Genomic DNA, 16,923 nt, shown 5'->3' with positions numbered 1-16,923 from the left:
ATGGTGTAATTTAAATGACGATTGGCTTCCCGATTTTGGTGTTTAGATTTAAGATTTTGGTTGACTTTCCAGAATCTTAAATCATACTATCTATTCCCATTTGGTAAGAAAATTAATAACCATAAGGATTTCCTTGCACGCCGTTTGTATACTGTCCAGGAACAGAAGTATTAGAAGGTATTTGAACAGGTAAACCTCTAAAATAGCGGTTGTCTTGATAACTGGCAGGAGCCGCAGGTGTCACAATATATGCAGAAGAATTCTGTACAGTAGTGGGTGTAGTGTTAGTTGGCGCAACTGAATTAATAGGTTGTGTTGTAGTTATTGTTGGTACTGAATTAGTCAAAGGCTGGGCAGTATTGACACCGTTATAATAATTTGTTGGTTGGCTAGTTACAGTTGGTTGGATGTAACTTGTACCGCTATTTAAATTGGTGTTAGGGAGAAAATTCTGCGTACTTGTCGGTAAACTTTGGGGAATTGGAGTATAGGGATTTTTGCTGGAATTATTGCTGAAATTTGTAGTTGTACTGTTAATGTTCGATAAATTCTGCGAAAGCCCGGTGTATGGAGTTTGACCAAAAGTATTGCCGGGGTTGGCAGTTGCACTATTAATATTAGACGGTGTTGTTTGGTTTGTTGAGGGTGAAAGTGTAGTTGTTGAAGGGGTAATTGAGTTGTAGGGGTTGTTTGGAGTCTGGTTAGTGCCGGTTCCCACGGCATAAGGGTTATCTGTTGACCCTTTTGGTTGAGAAGAAGAATTTGATAACTGATTACTGCTACCGTTTTGGATGCCAAACTGTAACAAACTTTCTGTTTGGGCAACAAAAGGATTTTTACTATCAGAGCTAGATGTACCACCACTAATTCCGAGAATGGCATTAGATTTGTTAGAAGATTTTTGCTTGTTAATTACATCCTGTAAAAAATCTTTACCCTTTTTCGGCTTGGAGTTATCTGTCAAGGAATTCACAATTGCCGGAGATTCTGCTTTTTCAACGTCATTATACAGAACTGGTAAGTTATCAATATCAGCTGCGATCGCTTTATCTTCCGCCGAAAGAGACGAATTATCAGCTTGTTGTGTTGTAACTTCGCCGTTTTGTTTGCCAGTAAACGCATCAGGGTTAGCCCAGTATTCTCGAATTACTAGCCCTAGCACTGATAAAAAAATTGCTGTTCCCCAAAAAGCTGGCTTGCTAAAACTCCATAACCTAGCTTTGAGATAACGTAAGTAAGCGGGTGGATAATGACGATTTGACATAGCTGAGTCTCAGAATTTACTGGCAGACGGTATACCTGGGTGCAAACGTACAGCAAAACAGTTGCAGCCGTAGTTGGATGATATTGTGATCATCCTAGCCTGATTACGGATAAAAAATGCAGGTTTAAGTATAAAATTTCATACTAAAGTTCCCTCACTTCATACTTTCACAAAATCATTATGCCGAGATTGTGAGCTTCGGTCACTTTCGATAACATCATAAATTCAAACCTGAACTAACTTTGTGGTAGCGAATGGGGAATAACCAATGGGGAGTAGAGAAAAGAAAATTAACCAATTATCCCTGTAGTCAGAAAGATTAGGACATTGTGTAGGCTTAAAAACTAGCAATAGTAATACTTTTCCTCCTGCCTTCTGCCTCTTGCCTTCTGCCTCCTCTACTTCCCCTATCTCCCCTCCTCCTCTGCTATTCACCAGGAGACTACAGCAATGATGAAAGCTGAAGATATTATGACCAAGGATGTGATTACCATTCGCGGTTCGGCCACTGTTGCTGAAGCCGTCCGACTGATGAAAGACAACAACTTGCGTGCCTTGGTTGTAGATCGTCGCTATGATAATGATGCCTATGGCATGGTTAGCGAAACAGATATTGTCTATAAGGTAATAGCCTACGGTAAAGACCCCAAGCAGGTACGGGTTTATGAAATTATGAGTAAACCCTGTATTGTCGTCAATCCTGAGTTAAGTGTGGAATATGTAGCACGGTTGTTTGCTAACACTGGTATTCGCAGAGCGCCAGTCATTCAAGGCAAGCTGTTAGGTATTATTTCAATTACTGATATTTTGACCAAGAGTAATTTTATCGAAGCCCCAACAGCACTCAGGTTAGAAGAAAAAATTCAAAAAGCTGTTGAAACCGCTCGCGCTATTTGTACCCAACATGGCGCTTATTCTAAAGCCTGTGCTGCTGCTTGGGATGAGGTGGAAGAACTGCAAGCCGAAGCCGCCCATCAAAAAGCTGAAGCTATGGTTTCGGCGAAGGTTTCCTTTGAAGAATACTGTCGAGAAAATCCCAATGCGCCAGAATGCCGGAATTATAATCCTTAGAAGTCAAAAGTAAAAAGTAAAAAGGCAAAAACTTTCTTTTTACTTTTACCTTTTACCTTTTACCTTTTACCTTTCTTATTCTTCGCTGTTGAGAATTTTCGGGACTTTGAAATAGTCGCCTTCTTGCTCAGGCGCACTATCGAGGATCGCATCTCGGTCAGGATAGGGTTGTAATTCATCCTCGCGTGTCACGTTGCTGACATCAATTGCGCGTGTAGTTGGTGGCACATTACTCACATCTAATTCACTCAGTTGTTCCACATATTCCAAAATGTTTCCTAGCTGAGTGGTAAATTGCTCTTCTTCTGCTGGTGTTAATTCTAACCGAGCAAGGAGAGCTACTTTATGAACTTGGTCACGATCAATCATAAATTGTCATTTGTCATGGGTGATTGGTGATTTGTCATTAGTCCTTTGTCATTTGTCAGGACTAATGACAAATAACTAAAAGAATACGTCAATTTGTATCCGACCAGTGGTTTTTAGCCAGTTTTGCGCTTCAATGTAGTTATTGGGAGCCATACGTATGGCTCTTATCCAATAATCGGCTGCTTGGTCAAACAAAGCTTCACCACCGTCATTATCTCCAGCTTCTTTGGCTTTTTCGCCTTTGTAATGATAAATTACAGCGATGTTATTTAAGGCTTGGGGCAGACGTGGGTTAGTTTCAATTGCTTGGTGATACAGTTCTAAGGCTTTTTCATGATCACCATTACTAGCGTAAATTAGCCCCATGTTATAGAAAATATAACTGCGATCGTAGGGATCTTCTTCGAGGGTAAGGGCTTCTTCATAATATTCCAAAGCTTCGGCATATTCGCCTTCTGCTTGGGCGGACATCCCATCTCGGTAATAAACAAATGCTTCTTTAGCTTTTCTGTTAGCTGGCAGAATCTTGAGAATGATATCCGCCATAACTGTAAAAGATTTGTCAATAAAGTTATCGTTTTTCTGGGTTCTTGGCATAACTGCCTCTATAGTTGTACAGCTACTAGCTCAAAAGATGCTTTTAGGAATTACAGCGTTTCGCAGTTGGGTGCTGACTCAGCACTCAATAGTTAATTTAACTGATTTGGCAGGCCATTCTCCTCATTCAGAGGCATAATACATTCTGGACTGTTGTGCTGGGGCTTGTTGACCAAATTGCCCACGGGGTAAGCTGTCATTGCTTCCGCCGGATAAGGATCTAACAGTGGCTGAAGTTTTTCGGGTGTTTGCACTTGTGTATCTAGCCACAAATCGTAATCTTCTGGTGCCAAAATGACTGGCATTCGCTCATGGATTGGTGCTAACAATTCGTTGGCTGTTGTAGTGATAATTGTACAAGAAGCGATTTCTTCTCCTTCGGGTGAGTGCCATACATCCCATAGTCCGGCAAAACCAAAGGGTTTCCCATCTTGCAGGCGAAAATAAAATGGCTGTTTTTTACTTTGTTGCTTTTGCCACTCATAAAAGCCATCTGCTATGACTAAACAGCGTCGGCGCTTGAAAGATGCTCGAAAAGCAGGTTTTTCTGCTACAGTTTCGGCTCTAGCGTTAATCAGCTTGACTCCCATTTTTGCATCTTTTGCCCAACTCGGAATCAACCCCCAACGTAATTGTTGAAATTCATACTGTTCATTGCTGGGGTGATGTAGCACTGTTGGCACCATTTGTGTAGGTGCAATGTTATATTGAGCAGCTAAATTGGGAACTTGTTGGAGATGGAAAGCCTGACGGAGAGCCTCTGCTGACTGATTTACGGTAAATCTTCCACACATATTTTTTAGTTTTCCCCTGGAATTAAATTGCACATTTAAAGTTGATAAATACTAGAGATAATCAATAATTTGTTTTTTATTTTTTCAGATAAATCTAGTTTTCATGAAGATGCTTAAAAGGACAATAATTATCCTGTTCAACTCGAAACATTTTGTAAGATATTGTATTTTAGAGCCTCATTTCTCTGAATACTCTTCATCATCTTTTTGGCATGGAAACGCTACGTCTGTACGATTTTTTACCCTCCGGTAATGGCTATAAGGTACGTCTTTTATTATCACAAATGGGTATTCCCTATGAAAGAATCGAGGTGAATATCTTAAAGGGAGAAAGTCGGACACCTGAATTTTTAAATAAAAATCCGAATGGCAAAATACCTGTTTTGGAAGTTGAACCAGGGAAATACTTAACAGAATCAAATGCCATTTTGGCTTATCTCAGTGAATACACAGAATTTTTACCTTACGATCGCTTTTTAAAAGCACAGGTTTTGCAATGGTTATTTTTTGAACAATACAGTCACGAACCTTATATTGCCACATCACGATTTTGGGTTGCAATTTTAGGGAAAGCTCAAGAATATCAGGCGGCGTTAGCGCAAAAGCAAGAACCAGGTTACGCCGCATTAAGAGTGATGGAAAATCATCTGCAATCTCGTTTGTATTTTGTTGGCGATCGCTATACCATTGCTGATATTGCCTTGTTCGCTTATACCCATGTCGCTGATGAAGGTGGTTTTGATTTATCCCGATTTCCCGCAATTCAAAAATGGATAGAACGTATCAAAGCTCAACCTGGATATATCAGTATTACATATCAGCCAATTCCCCAAGAAGCAGAATTCTGCTAAAAATAACAAGGGTCAGAATTCAGAACGATTAACAAATCATCATGTTGACAACAAAAGATTTCGTTAGTTTCTCTGTGTTAGCTGTCAAACACTACTTAATTCTGACTTTTGTATACTTGTTTACCATTGATCATTATTCAGCCACACTCAAGTTTTGAAGTTGCAAAAACTTATCAGAAATCTTGTGAGGAATTGGTTTTGGCCGCATAGTTTTAGCATCTACCCATACCCATAGTGCTTCCGCAGTGACTAATAAATCATCTTCGTTTTGTTTGCGGATTTCATAACATCGAAAAGCACGGGTACCACGCATTTCTTTTAACCAAGTGGTAACTTCTAGAGTATCACCTGCCACTGCTGGCCGGAGATATTCAATTTCTACCCGGCGCATCACAAAAACACCACCTAACTCGCGGTAAACATCTAAAGTTGCACCAAGATATTCTGAGTGTTCGATGGCTGCTTGTTCTAAATAGTTTTGGTAAACTGCATTATTTACATGTCCCAAAGCATCCATTTCATAGTGGCGGACGCGGAGTAATGTCTTAAATTGTTGCATGAAAAGAATAAAATTTAGTGAGACGAAAATGAAAGGCTAATTTGGACTATAGACGGAATTACTGATACATTATTGATGCAACTCTCTTAAATTTACGATTTTATTGAAGGTAAAGCACCAGAATCATTATGAAATCTCTACACCGTCCCGATTTATATGGCTGGTCTACTTTCAATCCTGCAAGAAATATTGATTTCAATGGGATTGCCTGGATTCGTCCAGATGGCAATATCTTAATTGACCCGGTAGCTTTATCAAATCACGACTGGAATCATCTCGAATCCCTCGGTGGTGTGGATTGGATTATACTAACAAACTCGGAGCATGTGAGATCAGCTAAGGAAATTGCTGTGCAAACTTATGCTAAAATAGCTGGCCCTGCTGCCGAAAAAGAATCGTTCCCGATAGCTTGCGATCGCTGGTTATCTGATGGTGATGAGTTTGTACCAGGCTTAAAGATTATTGAACTCCAAGGTTCCAAGACTCCAGGCGAATTAGCACTACTATTAGAAGACACTACCTTAATTACAGGCGATTTGATCCGGGCGCATACAGCCGGGAGTTTAACTATTTTGGCAAAGGAAAAGTTACTTAATCCAGCAGCGGCGATCGCTTCTGTCCACAGACTGGCACAATTAAGCAAGGTAGAAACTGTCTTAGTCGGGGATGGTTGGTCAGTGTTTCGAGATGGACACCTGCGTTTAAAAGAATTAGCAGCAACATTATGATTGATTGGGATAATTAATACCAATTCTATGTGAGGCTGCATTTAATCTTTTATCTCTTCTTTCTTTGTGTTCTTTGCGCCCTACCCTGCGGGAAGCCACTACCGCGTCTATGTGGTTCGTTCTTTAATTCAGTGCATCTTCATACAGACTTGGTATAATCACTATTCTTGTAGTGATTGGATGAAATATTATAGCGATCGCTGTTTAGACATAAATCCACTGACTTAAGTTACTCAAAAAATATTACTGTGCAAGGTTTTCTCAACTTAAACAAACCATTTGATTGGACTTCTCACGACTGTGTGGCGCGGGTACGCAAGCTGCTGCGCCTCAAACGGGTAGGACACGCGGGAACTTTAGACCCTGCTGCGACTGGGGTTTTACCAATTGCAATGGGTAAAGCCACAAGGTTATTGCAGTATCTCCCAGGGGAAAAAGCTTACAAAGCTACTATCCGTTTTGGTGTGCGTACCACAACCGATGATTTGCAAGGAGAAATTATCACCTCACGGCCTTGTGCAAATTTGAGTTTGGCTGAAATCGAAACTGCAATTACACAATTTGTTGGGAAGATTGAACAAATACCGCCAATGTATAGTGCAATTCAAGTTGATGGAAAACGCTTGTATGATTTGGCGCGTCAAGGTGAAACGGTGGAAGTTCCTGTACGTACAGTTGAAGTTTTTCAGATAGATATTTTAGATTGGCGCGAGGGGAATTTTCCAGAATTAGATGTGGCGATCGCTTGTGGTAGTGGTACATATATTAGAGCGATCGCCCGTGATTTAGGTTTAGTCTTAAACACTGGCGGAACTCTCGCTGCTTTAACTCGCACCCAAAGCAGTGGTTTTAATTTAACTACTAGTCTTTCTTTCGCTGACTTAGAAACACAGTTGGAAACTGGAACATTTCAACCCATTTCCCCTGATGTCGCTTTGCAGCATTTACCCACTGTGAATTTACCTCCAGAACTTGCCCGCAAATGGTGTCAAGGACAAAAAGTTTCGCTTAATTTTGATAATCTTGGACTTGTGCGCGTATATGAAAATGAAACGCGATTTTTAGGAATTGGACAATCGCAAGATGAAATATTAATTCCTCAAATGGTGTTTGAACCAGTTTCCTAAATTAAGTTTTATTTTGAGTTCTCTTGTTTTTCAGATAATGAGCTACTTTTTAAACATATTTTCTTTCATTAAACTTGGAGGGCAATATGTCAGATCAACATGAAGGGAAAGGTAGTTGCTTATGTGGAAAAATTCGTATCTTTGCTTCCACAGTCAGTAAAAGCATTAGCGGATGTCATTGTCAAATGTGTAGAAAATGGGGAGGTGGCCCCTTCTTGGTAGCAGATTGCGGTAATGATGTTTCGTTTGAAAATCAAGAAAGTATTACTATATTTGGCTCTTCACAATGGCTAGAACGTGGCTTTTGCAGTCAATGTGGAACTCATCTATTTTGTAGATTGAAAGAAACCAAACAGTACTTTATCCCTGTGGGAATATTTGAGCAACCAAAAGATTTTGTTTTTGAGCGTCAAATATTTATTGATGAAAAACCTGCCTATTATGGCTTTGCAAATGAAACAGAAAATATGACTGAAGCTGAGTTTATTGCTCAGTTTCCTCGACCAACAGCTTGACACTACCTATGCTGATCCTGTTGGCATTATTTATATATGGAAGAGTGCCTTGAATAACCTGAGATTAATTATTCAACCGTATATTTTTTACTGTTTAATTCAGACTTGGCTTACAGTATTTAATATTCCTGGTATGAAACGTGGCTTTTTAAAATTAATCGACTTCATAAATGACTTTCGTGCTTCTCCTGTCAGTTTCCCTCTCGCCAGTTGAATCTCTTGTCATTTTTTATCTCCCTAAAGTAACAAAAGAGGGATTACATCTGCTTCGACTGCTATACAAACATCTCTCCCTTGTCTCCCTTGTCTCCCTCGTCTCTCTAGTATCATTACCAGAGCTTCTTTCCTACTCCCTATCACAAAATTAATGACATACTTCAGGTACGATCGCATCCTCAAGATTTGCACCGATAAGATTAGCGCCGCGCAGTTTAGTACCGGTAAGGTTAGCACCAGTTAAGTTTGCACCAGCCAAATTTGCGCCTTGAAGATTTGCCCAGCTTAAATTTGCACCTGTTAAATCAGCTTCACTAAGGTTAGCTTGCAACATATATGCACTAACTAAGTAAGCATGACTGAGATTCGCATTACATAAATCTGTTTTGTACAGATAAGCCCCAATTAAATCGGCTTTGTAGAGGTTGGCTTTACTGAGATCGGCTGCAATCAAGTTGGCTTCAATCAAGTTAGAGTAGGCGAGGTTAGCACGGATGAGTTTTGCTGCGCCCAAGTCAGCACTTTTGAGGTTAGCATCTTTGAGGTCTGTGCCGATTAGAATAGCATGGGCGATCGCAGCTTCTTTTAAATTTGCCTCACTTAAATCCGCACCAATGAAATTGGCATGACTCAAATTTGCCTGTGTCAACGTTGCACCCTTTAAGTTCGCCACACTCAAGTTCGCTCCACTTAAATTGGCTTCAATGAGCTTGGCTTGTTCCAGATTTGCGCCACTAAAATCTGCACCGTTCAGATTCGCACGTACCAGTAAAGCCTGACTCAAATCTGCTTTGGTCAAGTTGGCTTGATAAAGATTTGCACCTCTAAGGTTATCTTTTTGCAAGTTTGCAGCACTAAGGTCTGGTTGAATTTGCGGATTTTTCTGTCTCCATTCACTCCAGGTAACTGCACCGGCTCTCAGTAAAACCAGATGCTCTTGATTTGCCATTGTCTCTCCTTTACTCCTGGCGGCCACTATTGGGATTTGTCCGACCAGCTACACTTTCAATTGCGGTTAACGCTCCCCTTGCTCCTGCTAGAATATCTTGTTCTTGTCCACCTAAATACAACCTGCCAAAACTTCCTACAGCTTGTACCTCTAAAATATTAATCGCCGCCGCTTTTTCGGCTTCGTTGGCGGCTAGTGCAGCATAAGCAGCAGGTTCCACTTCTAAGACATATAAAGTTTGTCCCGCTAATAGCAACTGTCCGCGACGGGTACGATTGATTAATTGTGTTTGGTAAGCGTCAATATTACGGATAATTTGACTAGACACAACACGCGGTTTGAGACATTCTTCGCGCTTAACTCCTAACAGATCCAAAATAGCTTGACCTGCTGTGCGCGTTTCTCCTTGGGAACCAGAATGAACTTCTAATAAACCGTATAATCGCTCAACTACTTGGACTCCGGGACGAACAGAGGCGGATTTTAAGGCGACATCAGTAATTTTATTAATTTCAATCCCAGGCGAAATTTCAATCCATAATGATGTGTCTCCTGGTAAGGGCAAGAAACCTTGAGCTACTGTTCCCATATAAGCTGCGTGTTGCGGCTGCAAGCTATCAAGAAATACGAAACTGCGTAGTTCTATACCCAAGGTTCTGCTCTCCAGTCATGAAGTAAAGTTTACATATTGCAATAATATGCCGTAACTTTAAACTACCATAAGCTACAGTCAATCTTTTATGTACTGAGTAGTGAACAATGACAGATGCGTTAGGATGGCGAAAAAAATTTGGCGTGCTTGCGCCTAGTACAAATACGATTGTCGAACCTGATTTTCATACAATGGCTGTGCCTGGGGTGACTTCTCATACATCGCGGATTTATCTGAGGAACCAGGATTTGAGTAGTGATGAAAAGATGGTACAGCTTTTGGAGGCGATCGCTCAAGAACTGTTTTCGGCAATTGATCGGGTGATGACGGCGGGTGTCGATTACCTGATTATGGCGATGAGTGCGGAAACTTTTTGGGAAGGTAAAGCAGGCAACCTAGATTTTATCAAACGAGTTGAGGATTATGCTGGTATCAAGGTGGCTTCTTGTGCTTCGGCATATCAGGCCGCACTAGCAGCCTTTCAAGTGAATAAAATCGCTGTAATTGCCCCTCATCCAGCCATAGCTGATGATAAAATCCGCAGCTTTTTTAGTGACATTGGCATAGAAGTTGTACGCCTTAAAAGTCTCCGTTGTCCTACGGCAATTTCCATTGCAGAGGTATCTGAAAATACTTTAAGAACACATCTTCAAGAACTGGATGGTGATGATATAGAGGCAATTGTACAGATGGGGACTAATTTAAGTATGCTCCGATTGGCGGATGAAATGGAGCGATCGCTTGCTAAACCAGTAATTGCTGTCAACGCCGCCACTTGGTGGTACGCCCTACGCCAAAACGACATTCACGATCAAATTTATGGCTGTGGTAGACTTTTGCGAGAATTTTAATCTAGTACAGTTCCGTATTTTTATATTTTCTCAGGCTTTCTCCAAACCGTAATACTTTTCCGCAGTGATTCTTTACCAAATCGCTTCATTTGTTGACTACTATTACCCTTCCGTTGGGGTAAAACATATATTTTTTCTGGAACAAAACCAATAGCCTCAGCTATTTCAGTACAAAGCATATCAACAGGTATAATTTTCGTCACTATAGCGTACATTGTCATTCACAAAAGCAACGTAATCCCTCTTTGTTTTGGATTATTCTCTGCCAAAGGTAACAAAAGAGGGATGAGCTACTTACTTTATCCTCACAACTTCCTCAAATTATCTTTCTATAACTAACAGTGTGAGACCTAAGAGCCAATTATTGACTACAAATTTCGTAAGCAACACTGAGAGAAATGAAACTCAAAAGCTGGCATTTTGAATATTAATTAAGTTGACAAATTTTGCCGAGGAATGTGTTGCAATAAAACTTGCTAATGCCCAGGCAGTAAGAGGTTCTTAGATATCACTATCTGTTATGGAAACTCTATTATGCTAGACACATTGTTAGATTCAGCAACATCTCTCTCGAATGCTCAAGAACAAGCTTTAGTTTTACCTTTAAGCAATGTAGGAATTGCAGATATCCCTTTAGTTGGCGGTAAAAATGCTTCTTTAGGAGAAATGATTCAGCAATTGCGGCGCAAAGGAGTCAAAGTGCCAACAGGCTTTGCGACAACTGCTTTTGCTTACCGTTACTTTATTGCTGCGGCTGGAATTGAAACCAAACTCAGAGAGATATTTGCCGATTTAAATGTGGAGGATGTACAAAATCTGCGGCAATGCGGCAAAAAGGCAAGAATGCTGATGTTGCAAACTCCATTTCCGCCAGATTTACAATCAGCGATCGCTCAATCTTATCAAAATCTTTGCGAAGAATACGGTGCTGATACTGATGTTGCTGTACGTTCTAGCGCCACCGCCGAAGATTTGCCTGATGCTAGTTTTGCAGGTCAACAAGAAACTTATTTAAATGTCCACGGACTGCAAGCCGTTTTAGAATCCTGTCATAAGTGTTTTGCTTCGATTTTTACCGACCGTGCGATTTCCTATCGCCAAATTAAAGGCTTTGATCACTTTAATATTGCTTTATCAGTGGGCGTACAAAAAATGGTACGTTCTGATTTGGCGGTGTCTGGTGTCATGTTTTCCATTGATACCGAAACAGGTTTTAAAGATGCTGCTTTAATTACCGCCGCTTACGGTCTAGGTGAAAACGTTGTGCAAGGTGCTGTCAACCCCGATGAATATTTGGTGTTTAAACCAACTCTCAAACAAGGTTATCAACCAATTATTCAAAAGCGTCTAGGTACGAAAGAAATCAAAATGGTTTATGACCTAGAAGGCTTGAAATTAACTAAAAATATTTCCGTCCCCAGCACCGAAAGAAATCAATACGCCCTCAATGATCAAGAAATTCTCCAACTAGCAAACTGGGCTTGCATTATTGAAGAACATTATTCCCAAGTGCGGGGAACTTACACGCCGATGGATATTGAATGGGCGAAAGATGGTTTGACTGATGAATTATTTATTGTGCAAGCGCGTCCAGAAACAGTCCAGTCGCAAAAAATTAAAAATGTTCTCAAACAATATCAACTCAAAGACAAGGGTGAGGTACTACTAACAGGTCGCAGTGTTGGGGAGATGATTGGCCAAGGTAAAGCCAGAGTTATTTTAGATGTCCATCAAATTAACCAGTTTCAACCGGGAGAAGTACTAGTTACTAACCGCACTGACCCTGATTGGGAACCAATTATGAAACGGGCGAGTGCAATTGTTACTAATTCTGGCGGTAGGACTTGTCATGCAGCAATTATCGCCAGAGAAATGGGAATTCCGGCGCTGGTTGGTAGCGGAAATGCCACAACTATTTTAAAAACAGGGCAAGAAATTACTGTGAGTTGTGCTGAAGGTGAAACAGGGAAAGTTTATCAAGGTTTATTACCTTACGAAGTCCAAGAATTGCCTTTGGAAAAATTGCCCCGCACACATACCCAAATCATGATGAATTTGGCGAATCCCGAAGAGGCTTTGGGTTTAACTGCGATTCCGAATGATGGTGTAGGATTAGCGAGGATGGAATTTATTATTAATAATCACATCAAAGCTCATCCACTGGCGTTAATTCACTTTGATCAGTTAGAAGATGAATTGGCAAGATACAAAATTACTGAGTTAACTGCCCAATACGAAGACAAAACTAAATTCTTTGTTGATAAACTAGCCCAAGGTATCGGAACGATCGCCGCAGCTTTTTATCCTAAACCTGTCATCGTGCGGTTATCAGATTTCAAGAGTAACGAATATGCCAATCTCTTGGGTGGTAGGCAATTTGAACCCAAAGAAGAAAACCCGATGATTGGTTGGCGTGGTGCTTCGCGTTATTACGATTCTCGTTACCGTGAAGGTTTCGCCCTAGAATGTCAAGCGATGAAGCGAGTAAGGGATGAAATGGGTTTAACCAACGTCATTCTGATGATTCCTTTCTGTCGGACTCCCCAAGAAGGTAAACGTGTGTTGGCAGAAATGGCGCAACATGGTTTAGTACGCGGAGTCAACGGACTGCAAGTATATGTCATGTGTGAATTACCCAGCAATGTGCAACTAGCAGATAAATTTAGTGAAATTTTTGATGGTTTTTCGATTGGTTCCAATGATTTAACGCAGTTGACCTTGGGACTTGACAGAGATTCAGAATTGGTCGCCCATTTATTTGATGAACGAGATGAAGCTGTCACCAGAACCATTGCTAATGCGATCGCTACTGTTAAGCAGTATGGTCGCAAAATCGGGATTTGTGGTCAAGCACCAAGTGACTATCCAGAATTTGCCCGCTTCTTAGTTGAGCAAGGAATTGATTCTATCAGTCTCAACCCTGACTCAGTACTCAAGACTCTCTTAGAAATTGCCAAAGCGGAAGAAAAAGAATGAATGAAGTCTGAAGTCTGAAGTTTCATACTTTAGACTTCTACTTCTTATGCTGAAGCACATCTAACTTTCTGGCATTTTTATTGGCGAAATTTGTTTTATATCATTGTCCGGGTAATTAGTGGTAATTTCGACAATCTGTGCAGAAACGTGAAAACCCTCTCCTCTGCTTCCTTTGCTGTCTGTATGAGAAGTTTTTTACCGGACATGATATTAATAATCGGCATCATATTTGATTTTTTCAAAACCCTATACCTTTTTTAGTTTTTTAACCTGATTAAACACAAGATAAATTACAAACAACTTGAAATCTATGTTCAAGAAAATTTTAGTGGCCGTTAATAATACAGAAATTGGACATCATGTTTTTGTACAAGCTTTATCATTAGCCAAATTAACTAATGCTGAGTTAATGATATTGCAAGTCATTTCTCCTTTTAATGATGACTTTCGCAATACTTCGACAACGGAAATACATAGCCGTTATACGTCATCTCAGAGCCATAATTTAGAATATTATGTAGGAGAATGGGAACAATTAAAACAGCAAGGAATTGAGTTTTTAAAATTATTAACAAATCAGGCGATCGCCAAAGGTATAGCCGCAGAATTTACCCAAGAATTAGGTGATCCTGGTCGGATGATTTGTGAGGTGGCTAAAAATTGCGATGTTGATGTCATAGTGATCGGTCGGCGTGGTTTGAGTGGAATTAGTGAATTATTTCTTGGTAGCGTGAGTAATTATGTTTTACATCATGCACCCTGTTCAGTTCTGACAGTTCTCAATTATTCGTGAATCACTAGACACAAACTCAGTTTTACCACTTGAGATTTTAGTAGAAACTTATTGTGCTTGATTAACGTCCAGAAGGCAGAGCATTTTAACCAATATCAAAAATTATGAACCGAAAGCAGATAATTTTGATTGCTTGTGCTGTGAGTTTATTATCTGTTGGTGCGATCGCTACAAGACAGATGAAATCAAAATCTACTGATGAAGTATTGGTGCAGAATTTGACACAGCAAATTGCTCAACTGGAGGTAAAACAAGCACTTTTAGCATCTATATATACACAAGATGCACCACAATTTACTCAGGTGATTGCAGAAAAAGCAAATTTAGCACAACGTCTTGAACAACTACAGTCGCAGAGTTATCAAAATCAACTTGTGGTTGCTACGACCAATGCTCTAGAGTCAAAACTAGGGGAGTTAGAAGTAGAATATACAAAAGACCGCTCAAAACTGAGTGAACATCATCCTGTGCAGCAAATCCGCCAATCACAGATGAATAACATCCGTCAACGTCTGATAGCATTGCGTTAGTTTTGGTAATAGTGTAGCTAATTTGATGAATGTGATCGCTTCTGGGTTAAATAACGAGAAAACCGTCTCAGAAGGTACTCTTCCAGTTGGCTAAAGTTGATATCTTCCTGTTAACAGCGAAAGTGTTGTCAGGTAGATTAATGACAAGAATTAATGGATTTATTGGTCGCCGTAACTTTTTGAAATTTGCTGGGACAGGTAGTTTAGCGATCGCAGCGACAACGATTGGTGGTAGTTTAATAGGTAATATCCCAAAAACTGCGATCGCTGATGTTCATCCAGCTAATCCAAATCCAGTTAACCCTAATCAAGCTTTAAAACTTTTGCTGGATGGTAATCAACGCTTTACCCAATACAAACGTCAATACCCCCATCAAACATTGGCACGTTTACAATTAGTAGCCAAAGCACAATACCCTTTTGCGGCTATTTTAGGTTGTGCTGACTCTAGAGTTCCGGCTGAAATTATTTTCGACCAAGGACTAGGAGATTTATTTGTGGTGCGTGTTGCTGGTAATGTCGCTAGTGACATGACTATCGGTAGCTTAGAATATACTACAGCCGTCCTTGGTACACAATTGATTGTGGTGTTGGGTCATACAAAATGTGGTGCTGTAGCCGCAGCCATGAAAAACGAACCTATGCCCGGTATGATTAGCAACGTAGCTGAAAGTATTAAACCTGCATTAACTAACTTTAATTCCACTGATGCAGTTATTGCTAATGTGCAGTATCAGTCAAAAAAATTACAAAAAAGTTCGCCAATATTAACTCAATTGATACAAGCCAGCAAACTTCAAATAGTTGGTGCTTGCTATGATATCGATACTGGTAAAGTTAATTTAATTACCTAAATTATCAGGTAGATATAGCAATTTTATTTGACTTGTAGACATCCTACTGCTTCAGATCCCCGAATTCTTGAAGAAGTCGGGGATATTTTCGTTCAGCAATTCTTTCAAGTGCGATCAATACTGTTGATTTCTGACATACACTAATTTGTGACTTAAGTCTTGTGAACATAGAAAAATTAACCATAGATTAAATCAATACGTAACCATATTATTCTGCTATGAAAATTATGTGTAATAAAAATACACCACTCTGATATATTGCAGTAAATGACAAACATTGAAAATTACTAAGTTAAAGTAACAAATTTATCTTTACCTAAAAGACAAAGTATGGTAAGTAGAATTGTTTTTTAGGTAAAAGAATTTAATTTGATACTGTACACAGTAACTTAGGGAAAATTTACTGTTGGGAGAGAGGTAGACTAATGAGCAAGATTAATGGCTTTGTAGGGCGGCGAAATTTTTTGAAAATAGCTGGTGTAGGTAGTATTGGTGCGAGTGCTGCTGCTACTAGTCTTTTAAAAGGAGAACCAGCAGTTGCTCAACAAAAACCTGATACTGATGCAAAGCCGGAACCAGTCAATCCTGACACAGCTTTGAAAAGAATTATTGAAGGTAATCAAAGATTTGTAGAAGGAAAGCGACTCAATCCAAATCAATCAAGATTGCGTTTACAAGAAACTGCTGTAGCCCAGTATCCATTTGCTTCTATATTAGGTTGTGCTGATTCTAGAGTACCGGCAGAAATTGTTTTTGACCAAGGATTAGGAGATTTATTTGTGGTGCGAGTTGCTGGGAATGTCGCCAGTCAAACAGCTATCGGTAGTTTAGAATTTGCTACATCTGTGTTAGGTTCACAGTTAATTGTAGTTGTTGGTCATGCAAAATGTGGCGCGGTATCAGCAGCAATTCAAGGCGCACCACTACCTGGAAGAATTGGAGTATTTGTAGAGGAAATCAAACCCGCAGTAGAATCAGTTAGACACAAAACAGGTAGTTTAGAAGAAAATTCTATTATTGCCAATGTGCAGTATCAAGTAACAAGATTAGTTGAAAGTTCGACAATTTTAAAAGGCTTAGTCAAAGAAGGTAAATTGAAGATAGTTGGCGGACGTTATGACCTTAAAACAGGCAAATTTACGCTGGTAGCTTGAGATAACGAGTAACTTTGTCAATAAAAATTGCCCAGTTACAAGGAAATCAGATTTTAATAAATTTACATAACTG

19 protein-coding genes are annotated in these 16,923 nt (G+C 39.9%); 11 read left to right on the top strand and 8 right to left on the bottom strand.

The window, feature by feature from the left end; all coding sequences use genetic code 11:
• Nucleotides 1-112: 112 nt before the first annotated feature.
• The gene (locus H6G75_RS01100; protein ID WP_190978162.1) at nt 113-1,264 is read right to left on the bottom strand and encodes a hypothetical protein; all 1,152 of its coding nucleotides are present in this window, start codon (nt 1,262-1,264) and stop codon (nt 113-115) included.
• A 450-nt stretch (nt 1,265-1,714) separates the two neighbouring features.
• On the opposite strand from H6G75_RS01100, the gene H6G75_RS01095 reads away from it, so the two are divergent.
• Nucleotides 1,715-2,335: a CBS domain-containing protein gene (locus H6G75_RS01095; RefSeq protein ID WP_190978161.1), complete on the top strand. Its 621-nt coding sequence runs from the start codon at nt 1,715-1,717 to the stop codon at nt 2,333-2,335.
• 75 nt (nt 2,336-2,410) lie between these two features.
• Here the strand turns inward: H6G75_RS01095 and gatC are convergent, their stop codons facing one another.
• The 3 genes from gatC to H6G75_RS01080 all read right to left on the bottom strand — a co-directional run bounded on the left by gatC (nt 2,411) and on the right by H6G75_RS01080 (nt 4,095).
• Nucleotides 2,411-2,704, bottom strand: a complete 294-nt coding sequence (gene gatC / locus H6G75_RS01090) for an Asp-tRNA(Asn)/Glu-tRNA(Gln) amidotransferase subunit GatC (protein ID WP_190978160.1) — start codon at nt 2,702-2,704, stop codon at nt 2,411-2,413.
• 75 nt (nt 2,705-2,779) lie between these two features.
• The gene (locus H6G75_RS01085) at nt 2,780-3,301 is read right to left on the bottom strand and encodes a photosystem I assembly protein Ycf3 (RefSeq protein WP_190590338.1); all 522 of its coding nucleotides are present in this window, start codon (nt 3,299-3,301) and stop codon (nt 2,780-2,782) included.
• Nucleotides 3,302-3,393: 92 nt separating this feature from the next.
• Nucleotides 3,394-4,095 carry an SOS response-associated peptidase gene (locus H6G75_RS01080; protein ID WP_190978159.1) on the bottom strand — a complete coding sequence of 234 codons (702 nt, stop codon included), beginning with the start codon at nt 4,093-4,095 and terminating at the stop codon, nt 3,394-3,396.
• Between the two features lie 212 nt (nt 4,096-4,307).
• Between H6G75_RS01080 and H6G75_RS01075 the strand changes: the two genes are divergently transcribed.
• Nucleotides 4,308-4,946 carry a glutathione S-transferase family protein gene (locus H6G75_RS01075; protein WP_190978158.1) on the top strand — a complete coding sequence of 213 codons (639 nt, stop codon included), beginning with the start codon at nt 4,308-4,310 and terminating at the stop codon, nt 4,944-4,946.
• Between the two features lie 133 nt (nt 4,947-5,079).
• Here H6G75_RS01075 and H6G75_RS01070 read toward each other — a convergent pair whose 3' ends face one another.
• On the bottom strand, nt 5,080-5,505 hold the full coding sequence (locus tag H6G75_RS01070; protein ID WP_190978157.1) for a thioesterase family protein: 426 nt from the start codon (nt 5,503-5,505) through the stop codon (nt 5,080-5,082).
• A gap of 128 nt (nt 5,506-5,633) precedes the next feature.
• Between H6G75_RS01070 and H6G75_RS01065 the strand changes: the two genes are divergently transcribed.
• From H6G75_RS01065 to H6G75_RS01055, 3 genes are all read left to right on the top strand, one after another.
• Nucleotides 5,634-6,233: an MBL fold metallo-hydrolase gene (locus H6G75_RS01065; protein WP_190978156.1), complete on the top strand. Its 600-nt coding sequence runs from the start codon at nt 5,634-5,636 to the stop codon at nt 6,231-6,233.
• A 248-nt stretch (nt 6,234-6,481) separates the two neighbouring features.
• Complete coding sequence (truB, locus tag H6G75_RS01060; RefSeq protein ID WP_190978155.1) at nt 6,482-7,360, top strand: tRNA pseudouridine(55) synthase TruB; 879 nt, start codon at nt 6,482-6,484, stop codon at nt 7,358-7,360.
• Nucleotides 7,361-7,446: 86 nt separating this feature from the next.
• Nucleotides 7,447-7,875: a GFA family protein gene (locus H6G75_RS01055; RefSeq protein ID WP_190978154.1), complete on the top strand. Its 429-nt coding sequence runs from the start codon at nt 7,447-7,449 to the stop codon at nt 7,873-7,875.
• A 364-nt stretch (nt 7,876-8,239) separates the two neighbouring features.
• Here the strand turns inward: H6G75_RS01055 and H6G75_RS01050 are convergent, their stop codons facing one another.
• On the bottom strand, nt 8,240-9,040 hold the full coding sequence (locus H6G75_RS01050; RefSeq protein ID WP_190978153.1) for a pentapeptide repeat-containing protein: 801 nt from the start codon (nt 9,038-9,040) through the stop codon (nt 8,240-8,242).
• A gap of 10 nt (nt 9,041-9,050) precedes the next feature.
• Complete coding sequence (locus H6G75_RS01045; protein ID WP_190592583.1) at nt 9,051-9,692, bottom strand: hypothetical protein; 642 nt, start codon at nt 9,690-9,692, stop codon at nt 9,051-9,053.
• A 107-nt stretch (nt 9,693-9,799) separates the two neighbouring features.
• Here H6G75_RS01045 and H6G75_RS01040 point away from each other — a divergent pair, with 107 nt between their 5' ends.
• On the top strand, nt 9,800-10,543 hold the full coding sequence (locus tag H6G75_RS01040; RefSeq protein WP_190978152.1) for an aspartate/glutamate racemase family protein: 744 nt from the start codon (nt 9,800-9,802) through the stop codon (nt 10,541-10,543).
• Between the two features lie 20 nt (nt 10,544-10,563).
• Here H6G75_RS01040 and H6G75_RS01035 read toward each other — a convergent pair whose 3' ends face one another.
• Nucleotides 10,564-10,758: a hypothetical protein gene (locus tag H6G75_RS01035; RefSeq protein WP_190978151.1), complete on the bottom strand. Its 195-nt coding sequence runs from the start codon at nt 10,756-10,758 to the stop codon at nt 10,564-10,566.
• Nucleotides 10,759-11,077: 319 nt separating this feature from the next.
• Here H6G75_RS01035 and ppsA point away from each other — a divergent pair, with 319 nt between their 5' ends.
• The 5 genes from ppsA to H6G75_RS01010 all read left to right on the top strand — a co-directional run bounded on the left by ppsA (nt 11,078) and on the right by H6G75_RS01010 (nt 16,850).
• On the top strand, nt 11,078-13,519 hold the full coding sequence (gene ppsA, locus H6G75_RS01030) for a phosphoenolpyruvate synthase (RefSeq protein ID WP_190978150.1): 2,442 nt from the start codon (nt 11,078-11,080) through the stop codon (nt 13,517-13,519).
• Between the two features lie 310 nt (nt 13,520-13,829).
• On the top strand, nt 13,830-14,312 hold the full coding sequence (locus H6G75_RS01025) for a universal stress protein (protein ID WP_190978149.1): 483 nt from the start codon (nt 13,830-13,832) through the stop codon (nt 14,310-14,312).
• 104 nt (nt 14,313-14,416) lie between these two features.
• Entirely contained in the window at nt 14,417-14,842 is a 426-nt protein-coding gene (locus H6G75_RS01020) for a hypothetical protein (protein ID WP_190978148.1), read from the top strand.
• Between the two features lie 140 nt (nt 14,843-14,982).
• Nucleotides 14,983-15,696, top strand: coding sequence for a carbonic anhydrase (locus H6G75_RS01015; protein WP_190978147.1), 714 nt, complete (start codon nt 14,983-14,985; stop codon nt 15,694-15,696).
• A gap of 425 nt (nt 15,697-16,121) precedes the next feature.
• A complete protein-coding gene (locus H6G75_RS01010) occupies nt 16,122-16,850 on the top strand; it encodes a carbonic anhydrase (protein WP_190978146.1) in 729 nt (242 codons plus the stop codon).
• Nucleotides 16,851-16,923 lie beyond the last annotated feature (73 nt).

The organism is Nostoc sp. FACHB-280, from assembly GCF_014697615.1.
GTDB lineage: Bacteria > Cyanobacteriota > Cyanobacteriia > Cyanobacteriales > Nostocaceae > Nostoc_B.
This window is presented reverse-complemented; position numbering and strand designations above follow the sequence as displayed.

Excerpts from the sequence above, each read along its gene's own strand:
- H6G75_RS01040 (WP_190978152.1), top strand. The coding sequence starts at position 9,800 with ATGACAGATGCGTTAGGATGGCGAAAAAAATTTGGCGTGCTTGCGCCT.
- H6G75_RS01070 (WP_190978157.1), bottom strand. The coding sequence starts at position 5,505 with ATGCAACAATTTAAGACATTACTCCGCGTCCGCCACTATGAAATGGAT.
- H6G75_RS01095 (WP_190978161.1), top strand. The coding sequence starts at position 1,715 with ATGATGAAAGCTGAAGATATTATGACCAAGGATGTGATTACCATTCGC.
- H6G75_RS01050 (WP_190978153.1), bottom strand. The coding sequence starts at position 9,040 with ATGGCAAATCAAGAGCATCTGGTTTTACTGAGAGCCGGTGCAGTTACC.
- H6G75_RS01020 (WP_190978148.1), top strand. The coding sequence starts at position 14,417 with ATGAACCGAAAGCAGATAATTTTGATTGCTTGTGCTGTGAGTTTATTA.
- H6G75_RS01065 (WP_190978156.1), top strand. The coding sequence starts at position 5,634 with ATGAAATCTCTACACCGTCCCGATTTATATGGCTGGTCTACTTTCAAT.
- H6G75_RS01015 (WP_190978147.1), top strand. The coding sequence starts at position 14,983 with ATGACAAGAATTAATGGATTTATTGGTCGCCGTAACTTTTTGAAATTT.
- H6G75_RS01085 (WP_190590338.1), bottom strand. The coding sequence starts at position 3,301 with ATGCCAAGAACCCAGAAAAACGATAACTTTATTGACAAATCTTTTACA.
- H6G75_RS01010 (WP_190978146.1), top strand. The coding sequence starts at position 16,122 with ATGAGCAAGATTAATGGCTTTGTAGGGCGGCGAAATTTTTTGAAAATA.
- H6G75_RS01080 (WP_190978159.1), bottom strand. The coding sequence starts at position 4,095 with ATGTGTGGAAGATTTACCGTAAATCAGTCAGCAGAGGCTCTCCGTCAG.
- H6G75_RS01055 (WP_190978154.1), top strand. The coding sequence starts at position 7,447 with ATGTCAGATCAACATGAAGGGAAAGGTAGTTGCTTATGTGGAAAAATT.
- H6G75_RS01035 (WP_190978151.1), bottom strand. The coding sequence starts at position 10,758 with ATGTACGCTATAGTGACGAAAATTATACCTGTTGATATGCTTTGTACT.
- H6G75_RS01025 (WP_190978149.1), top strand. The coding sequence starts at position 13,830 with ATGTTCAAGAAAATTTTAGTGGCCGTTAATAATACAGAAATTGGACAT.
- gatC (WP_190978160.1), bottom strand. The coding sequence starts at position 2,704 with ATGATTGATCGTGACCAAGTTCATAAAGTAGCTCTCCTTGCTCGGTTA.
- ppsA (WP_190978150.1), top strand. The coding sequence starts at position 11,078 with ATGCTAGACACATTGTTAGATTCAGCAACATCTCTCTCGAATGCTCAA.
- H6G75_RS01100 (WP_190978162.1), bottom strand. The coding sequence starts at position 1,264 with ATGTCAAATCGTCATTATCCACCCGCTTACTTACGTTATCTCAAAGCT.
- H6G75_RS01075 (WP_190978158.1), top strand. The coding sequence starts at position 4,308 with ATGGAAACGCTACGTCTGTACGATTTTTTACCCTCCGGTAATGGCTAT.